14 protein-coding genes are annotated in these 16788 nt (G+C 62.7%); 9 read left to right on the plus strand and 5 right to left on the minus strand.

Going from position 1 to position 16788, the window contains the following annotated elements:
* Nucleotides 1–116 precede the first annotated feature (116 nt).
* Nucleotides 117–746 (minus strand): response regulator transcription factor, encoded by a 630-nt coding sequence (locus tag FS767_RS01725; RefSeq protein ID WP_058603047.1) that lies wholly within the window; start codon nt 744–746, stop codon nt 117–119.
* Complete coding sequence (locus tag FS767_RS01730) at nt 743–3145, minus strand: PAS domain S-box protein (protein WP_144963981.1); 2403 nt, start codon at nt 3143–3145, stop codon at nt 743–745. Before FS767_RS01730 ends, FS767_RS01725 begins: the two co-directional genes overlap by 4 nt.
* 95 nt (nt 3146–3240) lie before the next feature.
* On the opposite strand from FS767_RS01730, the gene FS767_RS01735 reads away from it, so the two are divergent.
* Nucleotides 3241–4236, plus strand: coding sequence for an alpha/beta hydrolase family protein (locus tag FS767_RS01735; RefSeq protein WP_144963982.1), 996 nt, complete (start codon nt 3241–3243; stop codon nt 4234–4236).
* A 42-nt stretch (nt 4237–4278) separates the two neighbouring features.
* Here FS767_RS01735 and FS767_RS01740 read toward each other — a convergent pair whose 3' ends face one another.
* Genes FS767_RS01740 through FS767_RS01750 form a run of 3 tightly spaced genes read right to left on the minus strand, consistent with a single transcriptional unit; the run spans nt 4279 to nt 6735 of the window.
* Entirely contained in the window at nt 4279–5046 is a 768-nt protein-coding gene (locus tag FS767_RS01740) for a TerB family tellurite resistance protein (RefSeq protein ID WP_144963983.1), read from the minus strand.
* Between the two features lies 1 nt (nt 5047).
* Nucleotides 5048–5719: an N-acetylmuramate alpha-1-phosphate uridylyltransferase MurU gene (gene murU / locus FS767_RS01745; protein WP_144963984.1), complete on the minus strand. Its 672-nt coding sequence runs from the start codon at nt 5717–5719 to the stop codon at nt 5048–5050.
* Nucleotides 5716–6735, minus strand: a complete 1020-nt coding sequence (locus FS767_RS01750; protein WP_144963985.1) for an aminoglycoside phosphotransferase family protein — start codon at nt 6733–6735, stop codon at nt 5716–5718. The genes murU and FS767_RS01750 overlap by 4 nt, the downstream gene beginning before the upstream one ends.
* 130 nt (nt 6736–6865) lie before the next feature.
* Between FS767_RS01750 and FS767_RS01755 the strand changes: the two genes are divergently transcribed.
* The 8 genes from FS767_RS01755 (at nt 6866) to FS767_RS01790 (ending at nt 16721) form a co-directional block, all read left to right on the plus strand.
* Nucleotides 6866–9673, plus strand: a complete 2808-nt coding sequence (locus FS767_RS01755) for an LPS-assembly protein LptD (protein WP_144963986.1) — start codon at nt 6866–6868, stop codon at nt 9671–9673.
* Nucleotides 9648–10973: a peptidylprolyl isomerase SurA gene (gene surA / locus FS767_RS01760; protein WP_088523757.1), complete on the plus strand. Its 1326-nt coding sequence runs from the start codon at nt 9648–9650 to the stop codon at nt 10971–10973. Before FS767_RS01755 ends, surA begins: the two co-directional genes overlap by 26 nt.
* Nucleotides 10970–11959, plus strand: a complete 990-nt coding sequence (gene pdxA, locus FS767_RS01765) for a 4-hydroxythreonine-4-phosphate dehydrogenase PdxA (protein ID WP_144963987.1) — start codon at nt 10970–10972, stop codon at nt 11957–11959. The genes surA and pdxA overlap by 4 nt, the downstream gene beginning before the upstream one ends.
* The gene (gene rsmA, locus FS767_RS01770; protein ID WP_078479218.1) at nt 11956–12756 is read left to right on the plus strand and encodes a 16S rRNA (adenine(1518)-N(6)/adenine(1519)-N(6))-dimethyltransferase RsmA; all 801 of its coding nucleotides are present in this window, start codon (nt 11956–11958) and stop codon (nt 12754–12756) included. Before pdxA ends, rsmA begins: the two co-directional genes overlap by 4 nt.
* Before the next feature lie 166 nt (nt 12757–12922).
* Nucleotides 12923–13303 (plus strand): Co2+/Mg2+ efflux protein ApaG, encoded by a 381-nt coding sequence (gene apaG, locus FS767_RS01775; protein WP_058603038.1) that lies wholly within the window; start codon nt 12923–12925, stop codon nt 13301–13303.
* Complete coding sequence (locus FS767_RS01780; RefSeq protein ID WP_144963988.1) at nt 13303–14190, plus strand: symmetrical bis(5'-nucleosyl)-tetraphosphatase; 888 nt, start codon at nt 13303–13305, stop codon at nt 14188–14190. Before apaG ends, FS767_RS01780 begins: the two co-directional genes overlap by 1 nt.
* Nucleotides 14187–14516, plus strand: a complete 330-nt coding sequence (gene glpE / locus FS767_RS01785; RefSeq protein WP_144963989.1) for a thiosulfate sulfurtransferase GlpE — start codon at nt 14187–14189, stop codon at nt 14514–14516. Before FS767_RS01780 ends, glpE begins: the two co-directional genes overlap by 4 nt.
* 282 nt (nt 14517–14798) lie before the next feature.
* Nucleotides 14799–16721, plus strand: a complete 1923-nt coding sequence (locus tag FS767_RS01790) for a PrkA family serine protein kinase (protein ID WP_058603082.1) — start codon at nt 14799–14801, stop codon at nt 16719–16721.
* The last annotated feature ends 67 nt before the right edge of the window (nt 16722–16788 follow it).

The following is a 16788-nucleotide window of genomic DNA, read 5'->3' on the forward strand; positions in this document are numbered from 1 at the left end:
AGCGCAAGACCGCGCCTACGCAAGCAGCGGCGCTGCGGGCGGCGGAAGATGCATGCTGGCAGCCTTCGTCTACGCACCGGGTCACGGCAGCGATGGCGCGGCCGTGGATGTCGCAATCAGATCAGCTTGTGCTCCATCGCATACTTGACCAGCTCGGCCAGCGAATTCACTTTCAGCTTCTGCATCAGGCGCGCCTTGTGGGTGCTGATGGTCTTGCTCGACAACGCCAATTGCTGGGCGATGTCATTGACGTTGGCGCCCTGGGCCAGGCGTTCGAACACCGAAAACTCCCGTTCCGACAGCAAGGTGTGCAAAGGCCTGGATTCGGTCAGGCCCACTTCGAACACCATGCGGTCTGCCAGCGCCGGATCGATGTAACGCCCACCACCGGCTACCCGGCGTATCGCCGCCAGCAACAATGCCGGGTCGCTGTCCTTGGTCGCGTATCCGGCCGCCCCGGCCTTCAGGGCGCGGGCTGCCATCTGCGCCTCGTCATGCATCGACAGCATCAGGATCGCAGGCGCATCGTGCAGGGCACGGATGCGCGGGATCGCTTCCAGTCCACTCACGCCCGGCATCGAAATATCCAGCAGCACCACGTCGCACCGGGTGTGCCGCAGGCTGTCGAGCAACTGCTCGCCGTTTGCGGCTTCCCCTACCACCTGCATGTCCTTGGCCAGCCCGATCAACTGCTTGATCCCTTCCCGGACAATGGTGTGGTCCTCGGCCACCAGCACTCGAATCACGTTCGCTCCTCCTGCTCCAGGGCAATGGCTACGCTCAAGCGCGTGCCGTCGCCGGGCTCACTGTGCAGCACCATGCTGCCGCCCATCATCAATACCCGCTCGCGCATCCCGACCAGGCCAAACGAGCTGGGGCGCGGCTGGTCTGGGCAGAAACCCTGCCCGTCGTCACTGACCGTCATGCGCAACTGCCCGGCCTCGCGCACCAGCTCGATTTCCACGCTGTGCGCCTGGGCGTGGCGCATCACATTGGTGAGCGCTTCCTGAAGGATACGGAAAAGGCCCGTTGCCCGGGCGTCGCTCAACGCCGGCAGATGGTCAGGAACCTGCACCAGGCAAGGAATCTGGGTGCGCGCCTCGAAGCGCCGGGCTTGCCACTCGATGGCCGAGGCAATCCCGGCATCCAGAATGGGCGGGCGCAGCGCCGTGGCGACATCGCGTACCAGCTGAAACAACTGGCTGATCAGACGCTTCATGGTGGTCAGCCGCTCATTGAGGCCGGGGTCCAGTTCGGCAAAGGCCAGTTCGCACATGGATACTTCAAGCTTGAGTACAGTCAGCATCTGGCCCAGCTCATCGTGCACCTCGCGGGCGATTCGGGCTTTTTCCTCCTCGCGCACGCTTTCAAGGTGCGCCGAGAGTTCGCGCAGCTGCTCTTGGGAACGGGCCAGGGCCCGCTCGGCGCGCTTGCCCTGGGTGATGTCCCAGACCACCCCGTCCCAGACCAGCTGGCCGTTGCCCAGGCGCCGGGTGCTGGCCTTGATATCGGCCCAGCGTTGCTCGCCCTGACGCGTAAGGATGCGCCCCTGCCAGGCCCAGTCCTGCTCATTGGCCAGCGCCAGGTCTTGCACCCGGTGATAATCGGCGCGGTCGTCGGGATGTACCAGGTTGCGCAGCCCCATCTGTGGGTGCTGGATCTCGCCAGGCGTATAGCCCACCAATGCTTCACTTCCCTCGCTGACATAGGGAAATTCAAGTCCACCCTCAGCGGGGTCTCGTTCCAGGCGAAACACCAGCCCTGGTACGTTGCCAGCGATCCCCTTGAGCCGTGCCTCGCTTTCGCGCAAGGCAGCCGTGGCGCGATGGCGCTCGGTGACATCGGCCAGGTACACCACCAGGTATTCCGCATCGCGAAACCGCAGGAAACTCAAAGACAGCTCCACCGGCAGCAGACGACCGTCAGCGCGCAAACATCGGGTTTCGAACTGCCCCACACCGCTGTCGCCTGAACGCGCACCTTTCCACAGGTCCAGCCAGCGTTCCATGCTCAACGAGGGCTCGAAGTCCCCCAACGGCTTTTCCAGCAAGGCGCCTTCGCCATAACCCAACATGCGCTCGGCAGCCGGGTTGGCATAGCGCACATGGCTGTCCCAGTTGACCCAGAGAATACCCACGGTGCTCTGGTCGATGGCGAACTGGCTCAGGCGCGAGGCTTCATCGCGCGCATGCCGCTCTACCAGTCGCTCACGGGTGGCCAACAGGCTGCGCTCCAGCTGGCTCTGCTGGCGGCGCTGCCATACCAGGGTGATCAACGCGCAGATCAGCAACAGCCCCAGTAACAAGGCCATGTTTTGCCAGAACCCCGGCGACTCGCTGATCCTGGGATACCTGGGCTGCAACCAGCGCTGATGCAGCTGTTCCAGTTCTTTGGCCGGCAGCGCCTGCAAACCACGCTCCAGCACCTCGGCCAACAGTGGCCAGTCTGGCCGAGAACCCATGCGCAGCAGCTGCGGCAGGCCGATATCCCCCACCACCGCCAGTTCGCTGAACTCGCTTTCACGGGACAGACGACTGAGCTGGGCCTCGTCCATGACGGCGTAGCTGGCCTGCCCTCCGACCACCAGTTGCAGGGCCTCACGGTCGTTCGGTACGCCCTGCAGGTTCAGGTTGCCGTAGTTGGCGCGCAGGTAATTGGCCAGAACCCCGGGCATGCGCACGGCCACGCGCTGGGCGGCGTCCAGTTTTTCCAGCTCAACGCCCAGCGCCGCGTTGCGGGGGCCGACGATCAACTGCGGCACGCGCATGTAGGGGTCGCTGAATAACCATAGGCGCAAGGTGGCCGGCGTCTGGGTCAAACCTGGCGCGAAGTCGATCTCCCCTGCTTGCAAGGCCCTTTCGAGATTGGCCTGGTCTGGATAATGGCGCCACGTGAGGTCCAGATGCAGCACCTTGGCCAAGCTGCTCACCAGCTCCACGTTAGCCCCGTACAGCTGCTGCAGGCGGCGGTCGAACTGGGCGTAAGGGGCTTGCAATACCAACCCCACGCGCAAGCTGCGATGGGTCTCGAGCCATTGTTGCTGCGTCGGCTCCAGTGTGACGCCAGGCAACGTCTCAGGCCTTGCCATGACCATCAGCGGCAGCCACAGGCAGCCGATCATCAACAGGCGATGCACTCGCTTCATCTACACGTTCGTCCACACAGGGGCGGCCATCGACCGTGGCCGTAACGGGCAAATACCAGTACGCTGCCGGTATCATTCTGGCTTTGGGTTGAGACATGTTCACACTCTATCGCACGACGCTGGCAATGTGCTGCCTGGTCTCGCTCCTTCCTGTGGCGGCGCTGGCTGACGACGCACCGGCTACCCCGCCCGAGACACCGCCTGCAGCAGAAGCTACGCCCTCGCGCCCGCCCCTGATCGAGCGCAGCCAGGAGGACGCCCAGGCACTCGAACGCCGCGTGCCCAAGGCCGAACAGCAGACCCTGCAAGCCGGTGCCGACAGCTTCCTGGCGTTGTGGAAACCCGCCAACGACAGCGACCCGCAGGGCGCGGTGATCATCGTGCCAGGGGCCGGCGAAACGGCCGACTGGCCCAACGCCGTGGGGCCCCTGCGCCAGAAATTCCCGGATGTGGGCTGGCACAGCCTGAGCGTAAGCCTGCCTGACCTGCTGCTCGACAGCCCGTTGGCGCGTGTGGAGGCCAAGCCTGCCACGGCGCCTGTTCAGGCCGATGGGCAAACGGCGCCTGCCAAGGACGAACCTGCCGACGCCAACGCCAACGTGGCGCAAGCTACCGCTGCCGAGCCCGAGGCGGCACAAGGGACCGACGCCGAAGCTGCCAGCCAGCAGGCCGACCCCGCCGATGCCGAGCGCATTTTCGCCCGCCTGGACGCCGCCGTCGCGTTCGCCCAGCAACACAATGCCCGCAGCATCGTGCTGATCGGCCATGGCAGTGGCGCCTACTGGGCAGCCCGTTACCTGAGCGAAAAGCAGCCGCCAGAGGTGCAGAAGCTGGTCATGGTTGCCGCCCAGACACCGGCGCGTGTCGAGCATGACCTGGAGAGCCTGACGCCCACCCTGAAAGTGCCCACGGCCGACATCTACTACGTGACCCGCAGCGCTGATCGCAACGCTGCCATGCAGCGCCTGCAGGCCAGCAAGCGGCAGAAAGACAGTCAATACCGCCAGTTGTCCCTGATCGCCATGCCGGGCAATCAGGCCGCCGACCAGGAACAGTTGTTTCGTCGCGTGCGGGGCTGGATGCAGCCCTGATTGTGCGGGCAGGGCAGGATCACTGCCGACGCTCGGTCCCGGCTAGAAATCGCGGCGCTTACGGATCAGCGCGTAAGCCTGGTGCAGTTCGCGGGTTCGCTCGGTGGCTTCGCGTAGCTGCGCCTCGCTGGCGCCGGTGCCGGCCAGCTTGTCCGGGTGATGACGACTGACCAGTCGCCGATAAGCCTGTTTGACAAGCGCGCCCTCGGTGTCGGCGTCCACGCCAAGCAGGCGCATCGCGGCCGCATAGGTCATGCCGACCCCTGCCATGCCAGCCGTTCGACGAGGTTCGTACTCCTGGGACATGGCCTGCACCTGGCGCCGGCTCATGCCCAGTTTGTGCCCCCAGTCCAGCAGCAGCTCCCGCTCCTTGTTGCCCATCTTGCCGTCGGCCCAGACCATGCGCCAGCTGGCGCGCAAGGTGCCTTCCGCCCCATGGGGCTGCCGGCGGATCCGGCGCAGATAGCTGCCCAACCGCTCCTTGCCACCCTTGCCCCGATTGAAGGCATCGATCGCCCGCAACCTGGCCGCTTCATCCAGGTTCAGCCGGGCCATTTCCTGCCGAGCCTGCTGGATATGCTGCTCGACCACACGCCCATCGCTCTTGGCCAGGCGCCCGAGCAGCACGAACAGCAACTCTTCGTCCCTTGGCGCCGGACGCCCGCCCAAACGCTCGCGCACATCGTCCCAGCCTTGCAGGCGCAGGTGACGGTCCATCATCTGCCCCGCCAGCGCACCGAGCAGGGCACCAGGAATGCTGGCGATGGCAAACCCTGCTCCAGCCCCGATCAACGTGCCTGGCCACCACATCTCAGCGGTGCTCGCCCAGCAGACGCTCGGCCTCGGCCAGGCGCTCGACGGTGCCCACGTCGACCCAGTGCCCGGCAAAATGCTCACCGCTCACCTGGCCGCTGGCCATGGCCTGGCGCAGCAAGGGCGCCAACTTGAAGGCGCCGGGTTTGCAGCCTTCGAACAACGCCGGATGCAGCACCGAAATACCGCTGAAGGTCAACGTACCGGCTGCACCGTCCCCATCGACCACTTGGGTACCGGCCAGGCGAAAGTCGCCTTGGCCGTGATGCCCGGGGTTGTCCACCAGCACCAGGTGGGCCTGCCCTTGCAGCGGCGCCTGCAAACGCGAGAAGTCGTAATCGGTCCAGATGTCACCGTTGATCAACAGGAACGGCGCATCTCCCAGCAAAGGCAAGGCCTTGAAGATACCGCCTCCGGTCTCCAGCGGTTCGCCTTCCGGGGAATAGGCAATACGCAAGCCGTAACGGCTGCCATCGCCCAAGTGGTCCTCGATCTGCTGACCCAGCCAGGCGTGGTTGATCACGACGTCGGTGACCCCTGCCGCCGCAAGGGCCATCAGGTGGTATTCGATCAGCGGGCGCCCCGCCAGCGGTATCAGCGGCTTGGGCGTGTGCAGGGTCAGCGGGCGCATGCGCTCGCCTTTGCCTGCTGCCAGAATCATCGCCTTCATGCACGCGCTCCCGCTTGCAGGCCAGCAATCAGCTCGCCCAGCTCGGCAAGCTCCGGCCGCCGGCCGATCACTTCTTCTATATAGGCGAAGAAGCGCGGTACGTCGGCCAGATAACGGGGCTTGCCGTCACGGTGGCGGATACGGGCAAAGATGCCGATCACCTTGAGGTGGCGCTGTACGCCCATCAGGTCGCTGGCACGCTGGAAGGCTTCGAACGTGCCCTGCACCGGTACGCCTGCGGCCTTGGCCTTGTGCCAGTAATCACGTAGCCAACCTTCGACCCTCGCTTGCGGCCAACTGAGGAACGCATCCTTGAACAGGCAGGTGATGTCGTAGGTGACCGGGCCGTAAACGGCATCCTGGAAATCCAGCACGCCGGGGTTAGGGGCGCTCTGCATCAGGTTGCGCGGCATGTAGTCGCGGTGTACCAGCACCTGCGGCTGGGCCAGGGCGCTGTCGATCAGCAACTGGCTGGACCGCTGCCACGCTGCCGCCTGGGCCTCGTCGAACGCCAGGCCAAGCGCATGCTTCACGTACCACTGGGGGAACAGTTCCACTTCTCGGCGCAGCAGTGCCTCGTCATAGCGGGGCAACGCTGCGTCCATGGGCAGCGCCTGCAGGGCCAGCAAGGCATCGATGGCATCGGCGAACAGGGCATCGGCGTTGTCGGCGTTGATGACGTCCAGATAGGTGTGGCGGCCCAGATCGCCCAGTAACAGGAAACCGCGTTCAAGGTCCTGGGCATGAATCACGGGCACATGCACACCGCCACTGGCCAGCAGGTGATCGATGGCGACGAACGGTCGGCAATCTTCCTGTGGCGGCGGTGCATCCATGATCACGAAACTGTGCCCTGCGCCCTCCCAGCGAAAATAGCGGCGAAAGCTCGCATCGCTGCTGGCAGGCGTCAGGCTGCCGGCCGGCACCGGGCCCCAGGCCTGGCGCAGGAAAAGGTCTTGGAGTTGCTGGTCGAGCCACGCGGACAGTTGCTGCAGGCGTACATCGTGTTCAGGCATTACAAGGGTCTCCGACGGCCCTAGCCGTCAAGCGGGTCATGCTTTATTATCCAGCATCTTTTTCAGACCATCGAGAGGCGTGCGGCCCCACACGCGGGCAGATGGCACGCAGGAAGCCCGGACTAATAAGATGGCATTGAAATCCCCCGCGTTTCGTAGAAAGTTTCCGTTGCTCGTCACCGGCAGTCTGCTGGCCCTGCAACCTCTGGCCATGTCGCACGTCATGGCAGCCGAACAATTCGACTGCCAAGTGTCCGCCTCCGGTGGTTGGGACTGCAAGCCCAAAACCGCCGTCACCAACCTGCCACCGCGCCCGGTGCACGAGGGTGCCGCCGCTGCTGGCGGTACCGGCACCGAAGCGGCGGGCGAAGCCGAGGCCGACCGGCCGGTGCTGGTCACCGAGGCCAAGGGCCGTGGGCTGAAGTCGCGCAGCGAGGACTACAGCCACCTGGACTGGGTCCCGCGTGACAAGCTGACCGCCGCGCAACTGGCCGAAACCGGCCCGTACTGCGGCGGTGCCTATGTCGAGCCGCTACGCCCCGGCATGGCTGACACCACGCCCAAGGACGAGTCGCCGACCTACATCAATGCCAAGGTATCCAAGTACCAGCAGGAGCAGCAGATTGCGACCCTGGCCGGTGACGTGGTCATGCGCCAGGGCAGCATGCAGGCCCAGGCCGACGAGGCCAACCTGTACCAGGCCGAGAACCGTGGCGAGCTCAAGGGCAACGTCAAGATCCGCGACAACGGCTCGCTGGTCGTCGGTGACCAGGCGCAGATCCAGCTCGACACTGGCGAAGCCCAGGTCGACAACGCCGAATACGTGATGCACAAGTCGCACATTCGCGGCAGTGCCCTGTACGCCAAGCGCGGTGAGAACGCCATCATCCGCCTCAAGGACGGTACGTACACCACCTGCGAACCGGGCAGCAACGCCTGGCAGCTCAAGGGCAACAACATCACCCTCAACCCGGCGACCGGGTTCGGTACCGCCACCAACGTCACGCTGCGGGTCAAGGATTTCCCGGTGTTCTACACACCGTACATCTACTTCCCGATCGACGACCGCCGCCAGTCCGGCTTCCTGCCGCCGTCGTTCAGCACCAGCAGCGACACCGGCTTCATGCTGGTGACCCCGTACTACTTCAACCTGGCGCCCAACTACGACGCCACCTTGTACCCGCGCTACATGACCAAGCGTGGCCTGTTGATGGAAGGCGAGTTCCGCTACCTGACGCCTTCGAGCGAAGGCCAGTTCGGCGGCGCCTACCTCAACGACAAGAGCGACGAGCGCAAGGACCAGACCGACTACAAAGACCAGCGCTACATGGTCAACTGGCAGCACAAGGGTGGCCTGAACGAGCGCCTGATGACCGAGGTGAACTACACCGACATCAGCGACCCGTTCTACTTCCAGGACCTGGAGTCGGACCAGATTGGCGTCGAGAACAAGGACTTCCTCGACCAGCAGGGTGCCCTGACCTACCGCGGCGACAGCTACACCGCGCGGTTGAACGTGCATGCCTACGAGGCGGCGACCATCTCGCAGATCACGCCTTACGACCGCCTGCCGCAGATCACCCTCAACGGTGTGCTGCCGTATCAGCCGGGCGGCTTGACCATGGGCTACGAAACCGAAGCGGTACGTTTCGATCGTGACCTTAAGAGCGACTTCGTCCGCGACAAGGATGGCAACCCAGATCTGTCTGCAGGGTTCCCTGGCCGCCGTCTGGATCAGAATATCTTCGGCGTGGCGCGCGCCAACGGCACGCGCTTGAACGTGGCACCGTCCATCAGCCTGCCGATGACGGCCAGCTACGGTTACCTCACCCCCAAGCTCAAGTATGCATACACCAAGTACGACTTGGATCTAGACAGCGAAGGCAAACGCAACCTTATCGAAGACCCGAGCCGCATTGCGCTCGAAGGTGACTTCAAGAGCAGCCAAAGCCGCGACGTCCCGATCTTCAGCGTAGACAGCGGCCTGTATTTCGATCGCAACACTTCACTGTTCGGTACGAACTACAAGCAAACACTCGAGCCGCGCCTGTTCTACCTCTACGTCCCCTACAAGGACCAGAAGGACATCCCGCTGTTCGATACCAGCGAAACCCTGTTCAGCTACGACTCGCTGTTCCGCGACAACCGTTTCAGCGGTTCGGACCGCATTGGCGACGAGAACAAGCTCTCGCTGGGGGTCACCACTCGCTGGATCGAAGACGACGGCTTCGAGCGTCAGAACTTCAGCATCGGCCAGGCGTACTACTTCAAGGACCGCAAGGTTCAGCTGCCGGGTATCGATTACAAGAACCGCAGCTATGCCCAGTCCGACACTTCGCCTTACGCGTTGGTGTACAACTACTACTTCAACCGCGATTGGCGCTTCAATTCGGATTTCAACTGGGACCAGGACAGCCACAGCACTCGCTCGGCCAGCGCCATGTTCCACTACCAGCCTGAGGCCAATCCGAACAAGATCGTCAACCTGGGCTATCGCTACCGGAACGACACGGTCGCCTTCGATTCCAGCACGGGTCGCTGGAAAGTGGACGGTGGCGACTACGGCACCCCAGGTAGCCCGAACTACATCAAGGACTACTACAAGATCCAGCAGCACGACTTCTCGGTCATCTGGCCGATCGTCCCGCAGTGGAGCGTCATCGCTCGCTGGCAGCATGACTACAACCGCAACCGCACCCTGGAAGCCATGGGCGGTTTCGAGTACGACAACTGCTGCTGGAAGCTGCGCTTGATCAACCGTTACTGGCTCGACTTCGACGACTACAGCCAGGCACTGCCGCAGAACGAAAAAGGCGACCATGGCGTATTCCTGCAGGTCGTTCTCAAGGGCCTCGGCGGCGTCGTTGGCAACAAGGTCGAATCCTTCCTCGGCCAAGGCATTCAAGGTTACCGTGAACGTGAAGAACAAGCTTATTGATCGACTGCGCCCAGTGCTGCTGGGCGTCGCTTTGCTGAGTGGCGCGGTGCATGCCGCGGTGCAACCGCTTGATCGGGTGGTGGCCATCGTCGACAACGACGTGGTCATGCAAAGCCAATTGGACCAGCGCGTGCGTGAAGTTCAGCAGACCATCGCCAAGCGCGGCGGCAGCGTGCCGCCAAGCGGCGCCCTGCAGCAGCAGGTGCTGGAACGCCTGATCGTCGAAAACCTGCAACTGCAGATCGGCGAGCGCTCGGGCATCCGCATCACCGATGAGGAGCTGAACCAGGCGATCGGCACCATTGCCCAGCGCAACGGCATGTCCATTGACCAGTTCCGCGCGGCCCTGGCCCACGACGGCCTGTCGTTCGACGATGCTCGCGAGCAGGTCAAGCGCGAGATGATCATCAGCCGCGTGCGCCAACGCCGGGTGGCAGAACGCATCCAGGTGTCGGAGCAGGAAGTGAAGAACTTCCTGAATTCGGACATGGGCAAGATGCAGATGTCCGAAGAATACCGTCTGGCCAACATCCTGATCCCAACGCCGGAAGCGGCCAACTCCAGCGACATCCAGAAGGCTGCGCGCAAAGTGGGCGATGTCTACCAGCAGCTCAAGCAAGGCGCGGACTTCGGTCAGATGGCAATCGCCAACTCGGCCAGCGAGAACGCGCTCGAGGGCGGCGAGATGGGCTGGCGCAAAGCCGGTCAACTGCCCCCAGACTTTGCCAAGATGCTGAGCAGCATGCCGGTGGGTGAGATCACCCAGCCCATTCGCATCCCCAACGGCTTCATCATCCTCAAACTCGAGGAGAAGCGTGGTGGCAGCGAGAACGTGCTGCGCGACGAGGTGCACGTACGCCACATCCTGATCAAGCCAAGTGAAGTGCGCAGCGAAGCCGCCACCCAGCAACTGGCTGAAAAGATCTACGAGCGCATCGAAAATGGTGAAGACTTTGCCACCCTGGCCAAGAGCTTCTCGGAAGATCCGGGCTCGGCGCTCAACGGCGGCGACCTCAATTGGGTAGACCCGAACACCCTGGTGCCGGAGTTCCGCGAGCAGATGGCCAACGCACAGCAAGGCGTGGTGACCAAGCCGTTCAAGACCCAATATGGCTGGCATGTGATGGAAGTGCTGGGCCGCCGCGCCACTGACAGCACCGAACAGGCCCGTGAACAGCAAGCCCTGAGCGTGCTGCGCAACCGCAAGTACGACGAAGAGCTGCAAACCTGGCTGCGCCAGATTCGCGACGAAGCCTACGTTGAAATCAAGCTGCCTGGCGCTGACCAGGCCGCTCAGTGAAGCCCCTGCGCTTCGCCGTCACACCCGGCGAGCCAGCGGGGATAGGTCCCGACCTATGCCTGCTGCTCGCTGCCGACGCCCAGCCCCACCCCCTGATTGCCATCTCCAGCCGTGACCTGCTCGCCGAGCGGGCCACCCAGCTGGGGCTGGACATCACCTTGCTGCCTGTCATGCCAGGTCAATGGCCGAGTCAACCGGCACCCGCTGGCAGCCTGTATGTGTGGGACACGCCGCTGTCTGCCCCAGTGGTCGCCGGTCAGCTGGACAAGGCCAATGCGCCGTTCGTGCTGCAGACCTTGACCCGTGCCGGACAAGGCTGCCTGGACGGCGATTTCGACGGCATGATCACAGCGCCCGTGCACAAGGGCGTTATTAACGAAAGCGGTATTTCTTTTTCGGGGCATACCGAGTTTCTCGCTGAGCTGACCCATACCGCCCAAGTGGTGATGATGCTGGCCACCCATGGCCTGCGCGTCGCCCTGGTCACCACCCACCTGCCCCTGCGTGACATCGCCGAGGCCATTACTGCCGAGCGCATCGAGCGCGTGACACGCATTCTGCATGCCGACATGCGCGACAAATTCGGCATCGCCAACCCTCGCATCCTGGTATGCGGCCTGAACCCCCATGCGGGGGAAGGTGGCCACCTGGGCCGCGAGGAAATCGACATCATCGAGCCTACCCTGACCCGCCTGCGTGCCGAAGGCATGGACCTGCGCGGGCCACTGCCGGCCGATACCCTGTTTACCCCCAAATATCTGGAGCACTGCGACGCGGTGCTGGCGATGTACCACGACCAAGGGCTTCCCGTACTCAAGTACAAGGGCTTCGGCGCTGCCGTCAATGTCACGCTGGGCCTGCCGATCATCCGTACCTCGGTTGATCATGGCACGGCCTTGGACCTGGCCGGCACCGGCAAAGTCGATACCGGCAGCCTGCGCGTTGCCTTGGACACCGCCTACCAGATGGCCGAGAACCGACCATGAACGAGCAATACCAACACCGGGCGCGTAAGCGTTTCGGGCAGAACTTCCTGCACGATGCAGGCATCATCGACCGCATCCTGCGCGCCATCAATGCCAAGCCAGGCGAACACTTGCTTGAAATCGGCCCGGGCCAGGGCGCATTGACCGAAGGCTTGCTGAGCAGCGGCGCGCAACTGGATGTGGTGGAGCTGGACAAGGACTTGGTGCCGATCCTGCAACACAAGTTTGCAGGCAATGGCAATTTCCGCCTGCACCAAGGTGACGCCCTGAAGTTCGACTTCAACCAGCTCGGCGTACCGGCACGTAGCCTCAAGGTGGTGGGCAACCTGCCCTACAACATCTCTACACCTTTGATTTTCCACCTGCTCAGCCACGCCGGCCTGATCCGGGACATGCACTTCATGCTGCAGAAGGAAGTGGTCGAGCGTATGGCCGCAGGGCCTGGGGGCGGTGATTGGGGTCGGCTGTCGATCATGGTCCAGTATCACTGCCGTGTCGAACACTTGTTCAACGTAGGCCCCGGCGCCTTCAACCCGCCGCCGAAAGTGGACTCAGCCATCGTCCGGCTGGTGCCGCACGACGTGCTGCCTCACCCGGCCAAGGACCCGCAGTTGCTTGAGCGGGTGGTTCGCGATGCGTTCAACCAGCGTCGCAAGACGTTGCGTAATACCCTCAAAGGCTTGCTCGACAGCGCCGCCATCGAGGCCGCTGGCGTGGATGGCAGCCTGCGCCCCGAGCAGCTGGATCTGGCGGCTTTCGTGCGCCTGGCCGACCAGTTGGCTGATCAACCGGCCTGACCGACCCCCAGCTCCTGCCCCGCTGACCGCAGTCAGCACCAGCAAGCTGATCGCCGCCCCGATGCTTGGGGCTTGCTTGCCGGGCCAGCCTGCCATCGCGCCGCTGGCCCTCTCCCCTCCCTATGGCCTAGACTGCATCATTGCGTCAGTTCCCCAAGGCCCTTGCATGACCGACCCTCGCTATCAGATCGACGTCAGCGTCGTGACCCGTTACCTCAAAGAGCAATCCGACCCTGAGAGCAGCCGCTTCGCTTTCGCCTACACCATCACGATCCATAACAATGGCTCGCTCAAGGCCAGGCTGCTGTCCCGGCACTGGCTGATCACCAACGGTGATGGCGAGGTTGAAGAGGTGCAAGGCTCTGGCGTGGTCGGTCAACAACCTACGATCGAGCCAGGCCAGAGCCATACCTACAGCAGTGGCGCTGTTATCACTACCCGCGTGGGAACCATGCAGGGCAGCTACGAAATGTTTGCCGAGGACGGCAAGCGCTTCGACGCACAGATCGCGCCGTTCCGCCTGGCAGTACCTGGGGCGCTGCACTGATGGCCACGTACGCCGTCGGTGACTTGCAAGGATGCCTGCAGCCGCTCAAATGCCTGCTTGAACGTGTGCGCTTCGACCCGGCGGTGGACAAGTTGTGGCTGGTCGGCGACCTGGTGAACCGTGGCCCCGAGTCGCTAGAGACGCTGCGCTATCTGTATTCGATTCGCCAGTCGCTCATCTGCGTGCTGGGCAACCATGACCTGCACCTGCTTGCGGCCTGGCGCAACGTCGAACGCCTCAAGAAGAGCGACACGTTGCGCGAAATCATCGAGGCCCCTGACGCCGACCAGCTGCTCGACTGGCTGCGTCAGCAAAAGCTGCTGCATTACGATGAACCGCGCGGCATCGCCTTGGTACACGCGGGCATTCCACCGCAATGGACACTGGGCAAAGCCCTGGAGCTGGCTGCCGAAGTCGAAGAAGTACTGCGCGATGACAGCCGTCTGCCGCTGTACCTGGACGGTATGTACGGCAACGAGCCCGCCAAGTGGAGCAAGCGTCTGGCGGGTGTCGAACGCCTGAGGGTCATTACCAATTACCTGACGCGCATGCGCTTCTGCACCGCAGAAGGCAAACTCGAATTCAAGAGCAAGGAAGGGCTGGACAGCGCTCCCAAAGGGTACAAGCCCTGGTTCGCCCACAAAGGTCGGCGTTCGCGTCACGTGAAGATCATCTTCGGGCACTGGGCCGCCTTGCAGGGCCAGGTCGAGGAACCCGGAGTCATCGCGCTGGATACAGGCTGCGTATGGGGTGGATCCATGACCCTGTACAACGTCGATGACGGTCAGTACCACCACTGCGATTGTGCCGATGACGGCACCCTGCGCCCTGCGGCGCTAACTACTCCAACCTTCAACGATCAACCCGGAACAGAGCCAACTCCATGAGCGAATTCAAGCGCATCCCTCCCGAACAGGCCCTGGCCCTACGTGCGCAAGGTGCCGTCGTGGTCGACATTCGCGACCCGCAGGCCTACGCAGCAGGTCACATCACTGGTGCCCGCCACCTGGACAACCACTCGGTCGCCGACTTCATTCGCAATGCCGACCTGGACGCACCGACGCTGGTCGTCTGCTACCACGGCAATTCGAGCCAGAGCGCGGCTGCCTACCTGGTAGGGCAAGGCTTTTCCGACGTGTACAGCGTCGATGGTGGCTTTGAGCTGTGGCGCTCGACCTACCCTGCCGAAACCGCCCAAGGCACTGATGAATAAATTTTTCATCGTCACTGCAGCCCGCGCCATGTGCGGGCTGGAGACCGTTCTGACGAACGGTCGCTAGCAACTTCCGTCACCCGTGCCCTTGACCTTGCCGATTACCAACTATCCTTAAGCGCAGGCCATCCGGAAAAAGGGGAGAGCCGGTACACCGGCGTGCGGGTCATCGGTAGCGCTATAGGGTGTTTGGGGGGTATATGGCAACCGGCAATGCCGCTTGCATACCAGCATCAGCTGACTGATCCGGCGTCGTCTCAACGTATCGAGCGAGGTGACGTCATGAGTATTTTTAGCCACTTCCAACAACGCTTCGAGTCCACGCGCCAGGAAGAACTCTCGCTGCAGGAGTACCTGGAACTGTGCAAGGAGGATCGTAGCGCCTACGCATCGGCTTCCGAGCGCCTGTTACTGGCCATCGGTGAGCCAGAGCTGATCGACACCTCCACCAACTCCAGGCTGTCGCGCATCTTTTCCAACAAGGTGATCCGGCGCTATCCGGCCTTTGCCGACTTCCATGGCATGGAAGAGTGCATCGACCAGATCGTGTCGTACTTCCGCCATGCCGCCCAAGGCCTGGAAGAGAAGAAACAGATTCTTTACCTGCTTGGCCCGGTGGGTGGCGGTAAATCCTCCCTGGCCGAAAAGCTCAAGCAACTCATGGAGCGGGTGCCCTTCTACGCCATCAAGGGGTCGCCGGTCTTCGAGTCGCCGCTGGGGTTGTTCAACGCCACCGAAGACGGGGCCATTCTCGAGGAAGAGTACGGCATCCCGCGGCGCTACCTGAACACCATCATGTCGCCGTGGGCCACCAAGCGCTTGCAGGAATTCGGCGGCGATATCAGCAAGTTCAAGGTGGTCAAGCTCTACCCCTCCATCCTCAACCAGATTGCCATCGCCAAGACCGAGCCTGGCGACGAGAACAACCAGGACATCTCTGCACTCGTGGGCAAGGTGGATATCCGCAAGCTTGAAGAATTCCCGCAGAACGACGCCGACGCCTACAGTTATTCGGGCGCGCTTTGCCGAGCCAACCAAGGCCTGATGGAATTCGTCGAGATGTTCAAGGCGCCCATCAAGGTGCTTCACCCGCTGCTGACGGCCACCCAGGAAGGCAACTACAACAGCACCGAAGGCCTAGGCGCTATTCCCTACTCCGGGATCCTGCTGGCGCACTCCAACGAGTCCGAATGGCACACCTTCCGCAACAACAAGAACAACGAAGCTTTCATCGACCGTATCTACATCGTGAAGGTGCCTTACTGCCTGCGCGTCAGCGACGAGATCCGCATCTACGACAAGCTCCTGATCAACAGCTCGCTGTCCAAGGCCCACTGCGCCCCGGACACGCTGAAAATGTTGGCCCAGTTCACCGTTCTCTCGCGCCTCAAGGAGCCTGACAACTCCAACATCTATTCGAAGATGCGGGTGTACGACGGCGAAAACCTCAAAGACACCGACCCCAAGGCCAAGTCCATCCAGGAATACCGCGACTCGGCAGGCGTCGATGAAGGCATGAACGGCCTGTCGACCCGCTTTGCCTTCAAGATCCTGTCCAAGGTGTTCAACTTCGACCCCCACGAAGTGGCGGCCAACCCGGTTCACCTGCTGTACGTGCTCGAACAGCAGATCGAGCAGGAACAATTCCCGGCCGAGGTGCGCGAACGCTACCTGCGCTACCTGAAGGAATACCTGGCCCCCCGGTACATCGAGTTCATCGGCAAGGAAATCCAGACGGCTTATCTGGAGTCCTACAGCGAGTACGGCCAGAACATCTTCGACCGTTATGTGCTGTACGCCGACTTCTGGATTCAGGACCAGGAGTACCGCGATCCGGAAACCGGCGAGATTCTCAACCGCATCGCCCTGAACGAAGAGCTGGAGAAGATCGAGAAACCGGCCGGTATCAGCAACCCCAAAGACTTCCGCAACGAGATCGTCAACTTCGTGCTGCGCGCCCGGGCCAACAACAACGGCAAGAACCCAAGCTGGCTCAGCTACGAGAAGCTGCGGGTGGTCATCGAGAAGAAAATGTTCTCCAACACCGAAGACTTGCTGCCTGTCATCAGCTTCAACGCCAAGGCCAGCAAGGAGGATCAACAGAAACACAACGACTTCGTCACGCGCATGGTGGAGCGTGGCTACACCGACAAGCAGGTACGTCTGCTGTCGGAATGGTACCTGCGGGTCAGGAAATCGCAATAAAGCGGCAAGCGACAAGCCGCAGGCTTCACGCTGGCCGGCGCCGTGCACCCCTTCGGCGCCAGCGCCC

The sequence above is a fragment of the Pseudomonas sp. DE0010 genome, assembly GCF_007680745.1.
GTDB classification, from domain to species: Bacteria; Pseudomonadota; Gammaproteobacteria; order Pseudomonadales; family Pseudomonadaceae; genus Aquipseudomonas; species Aquipseudomonas parafulva_B.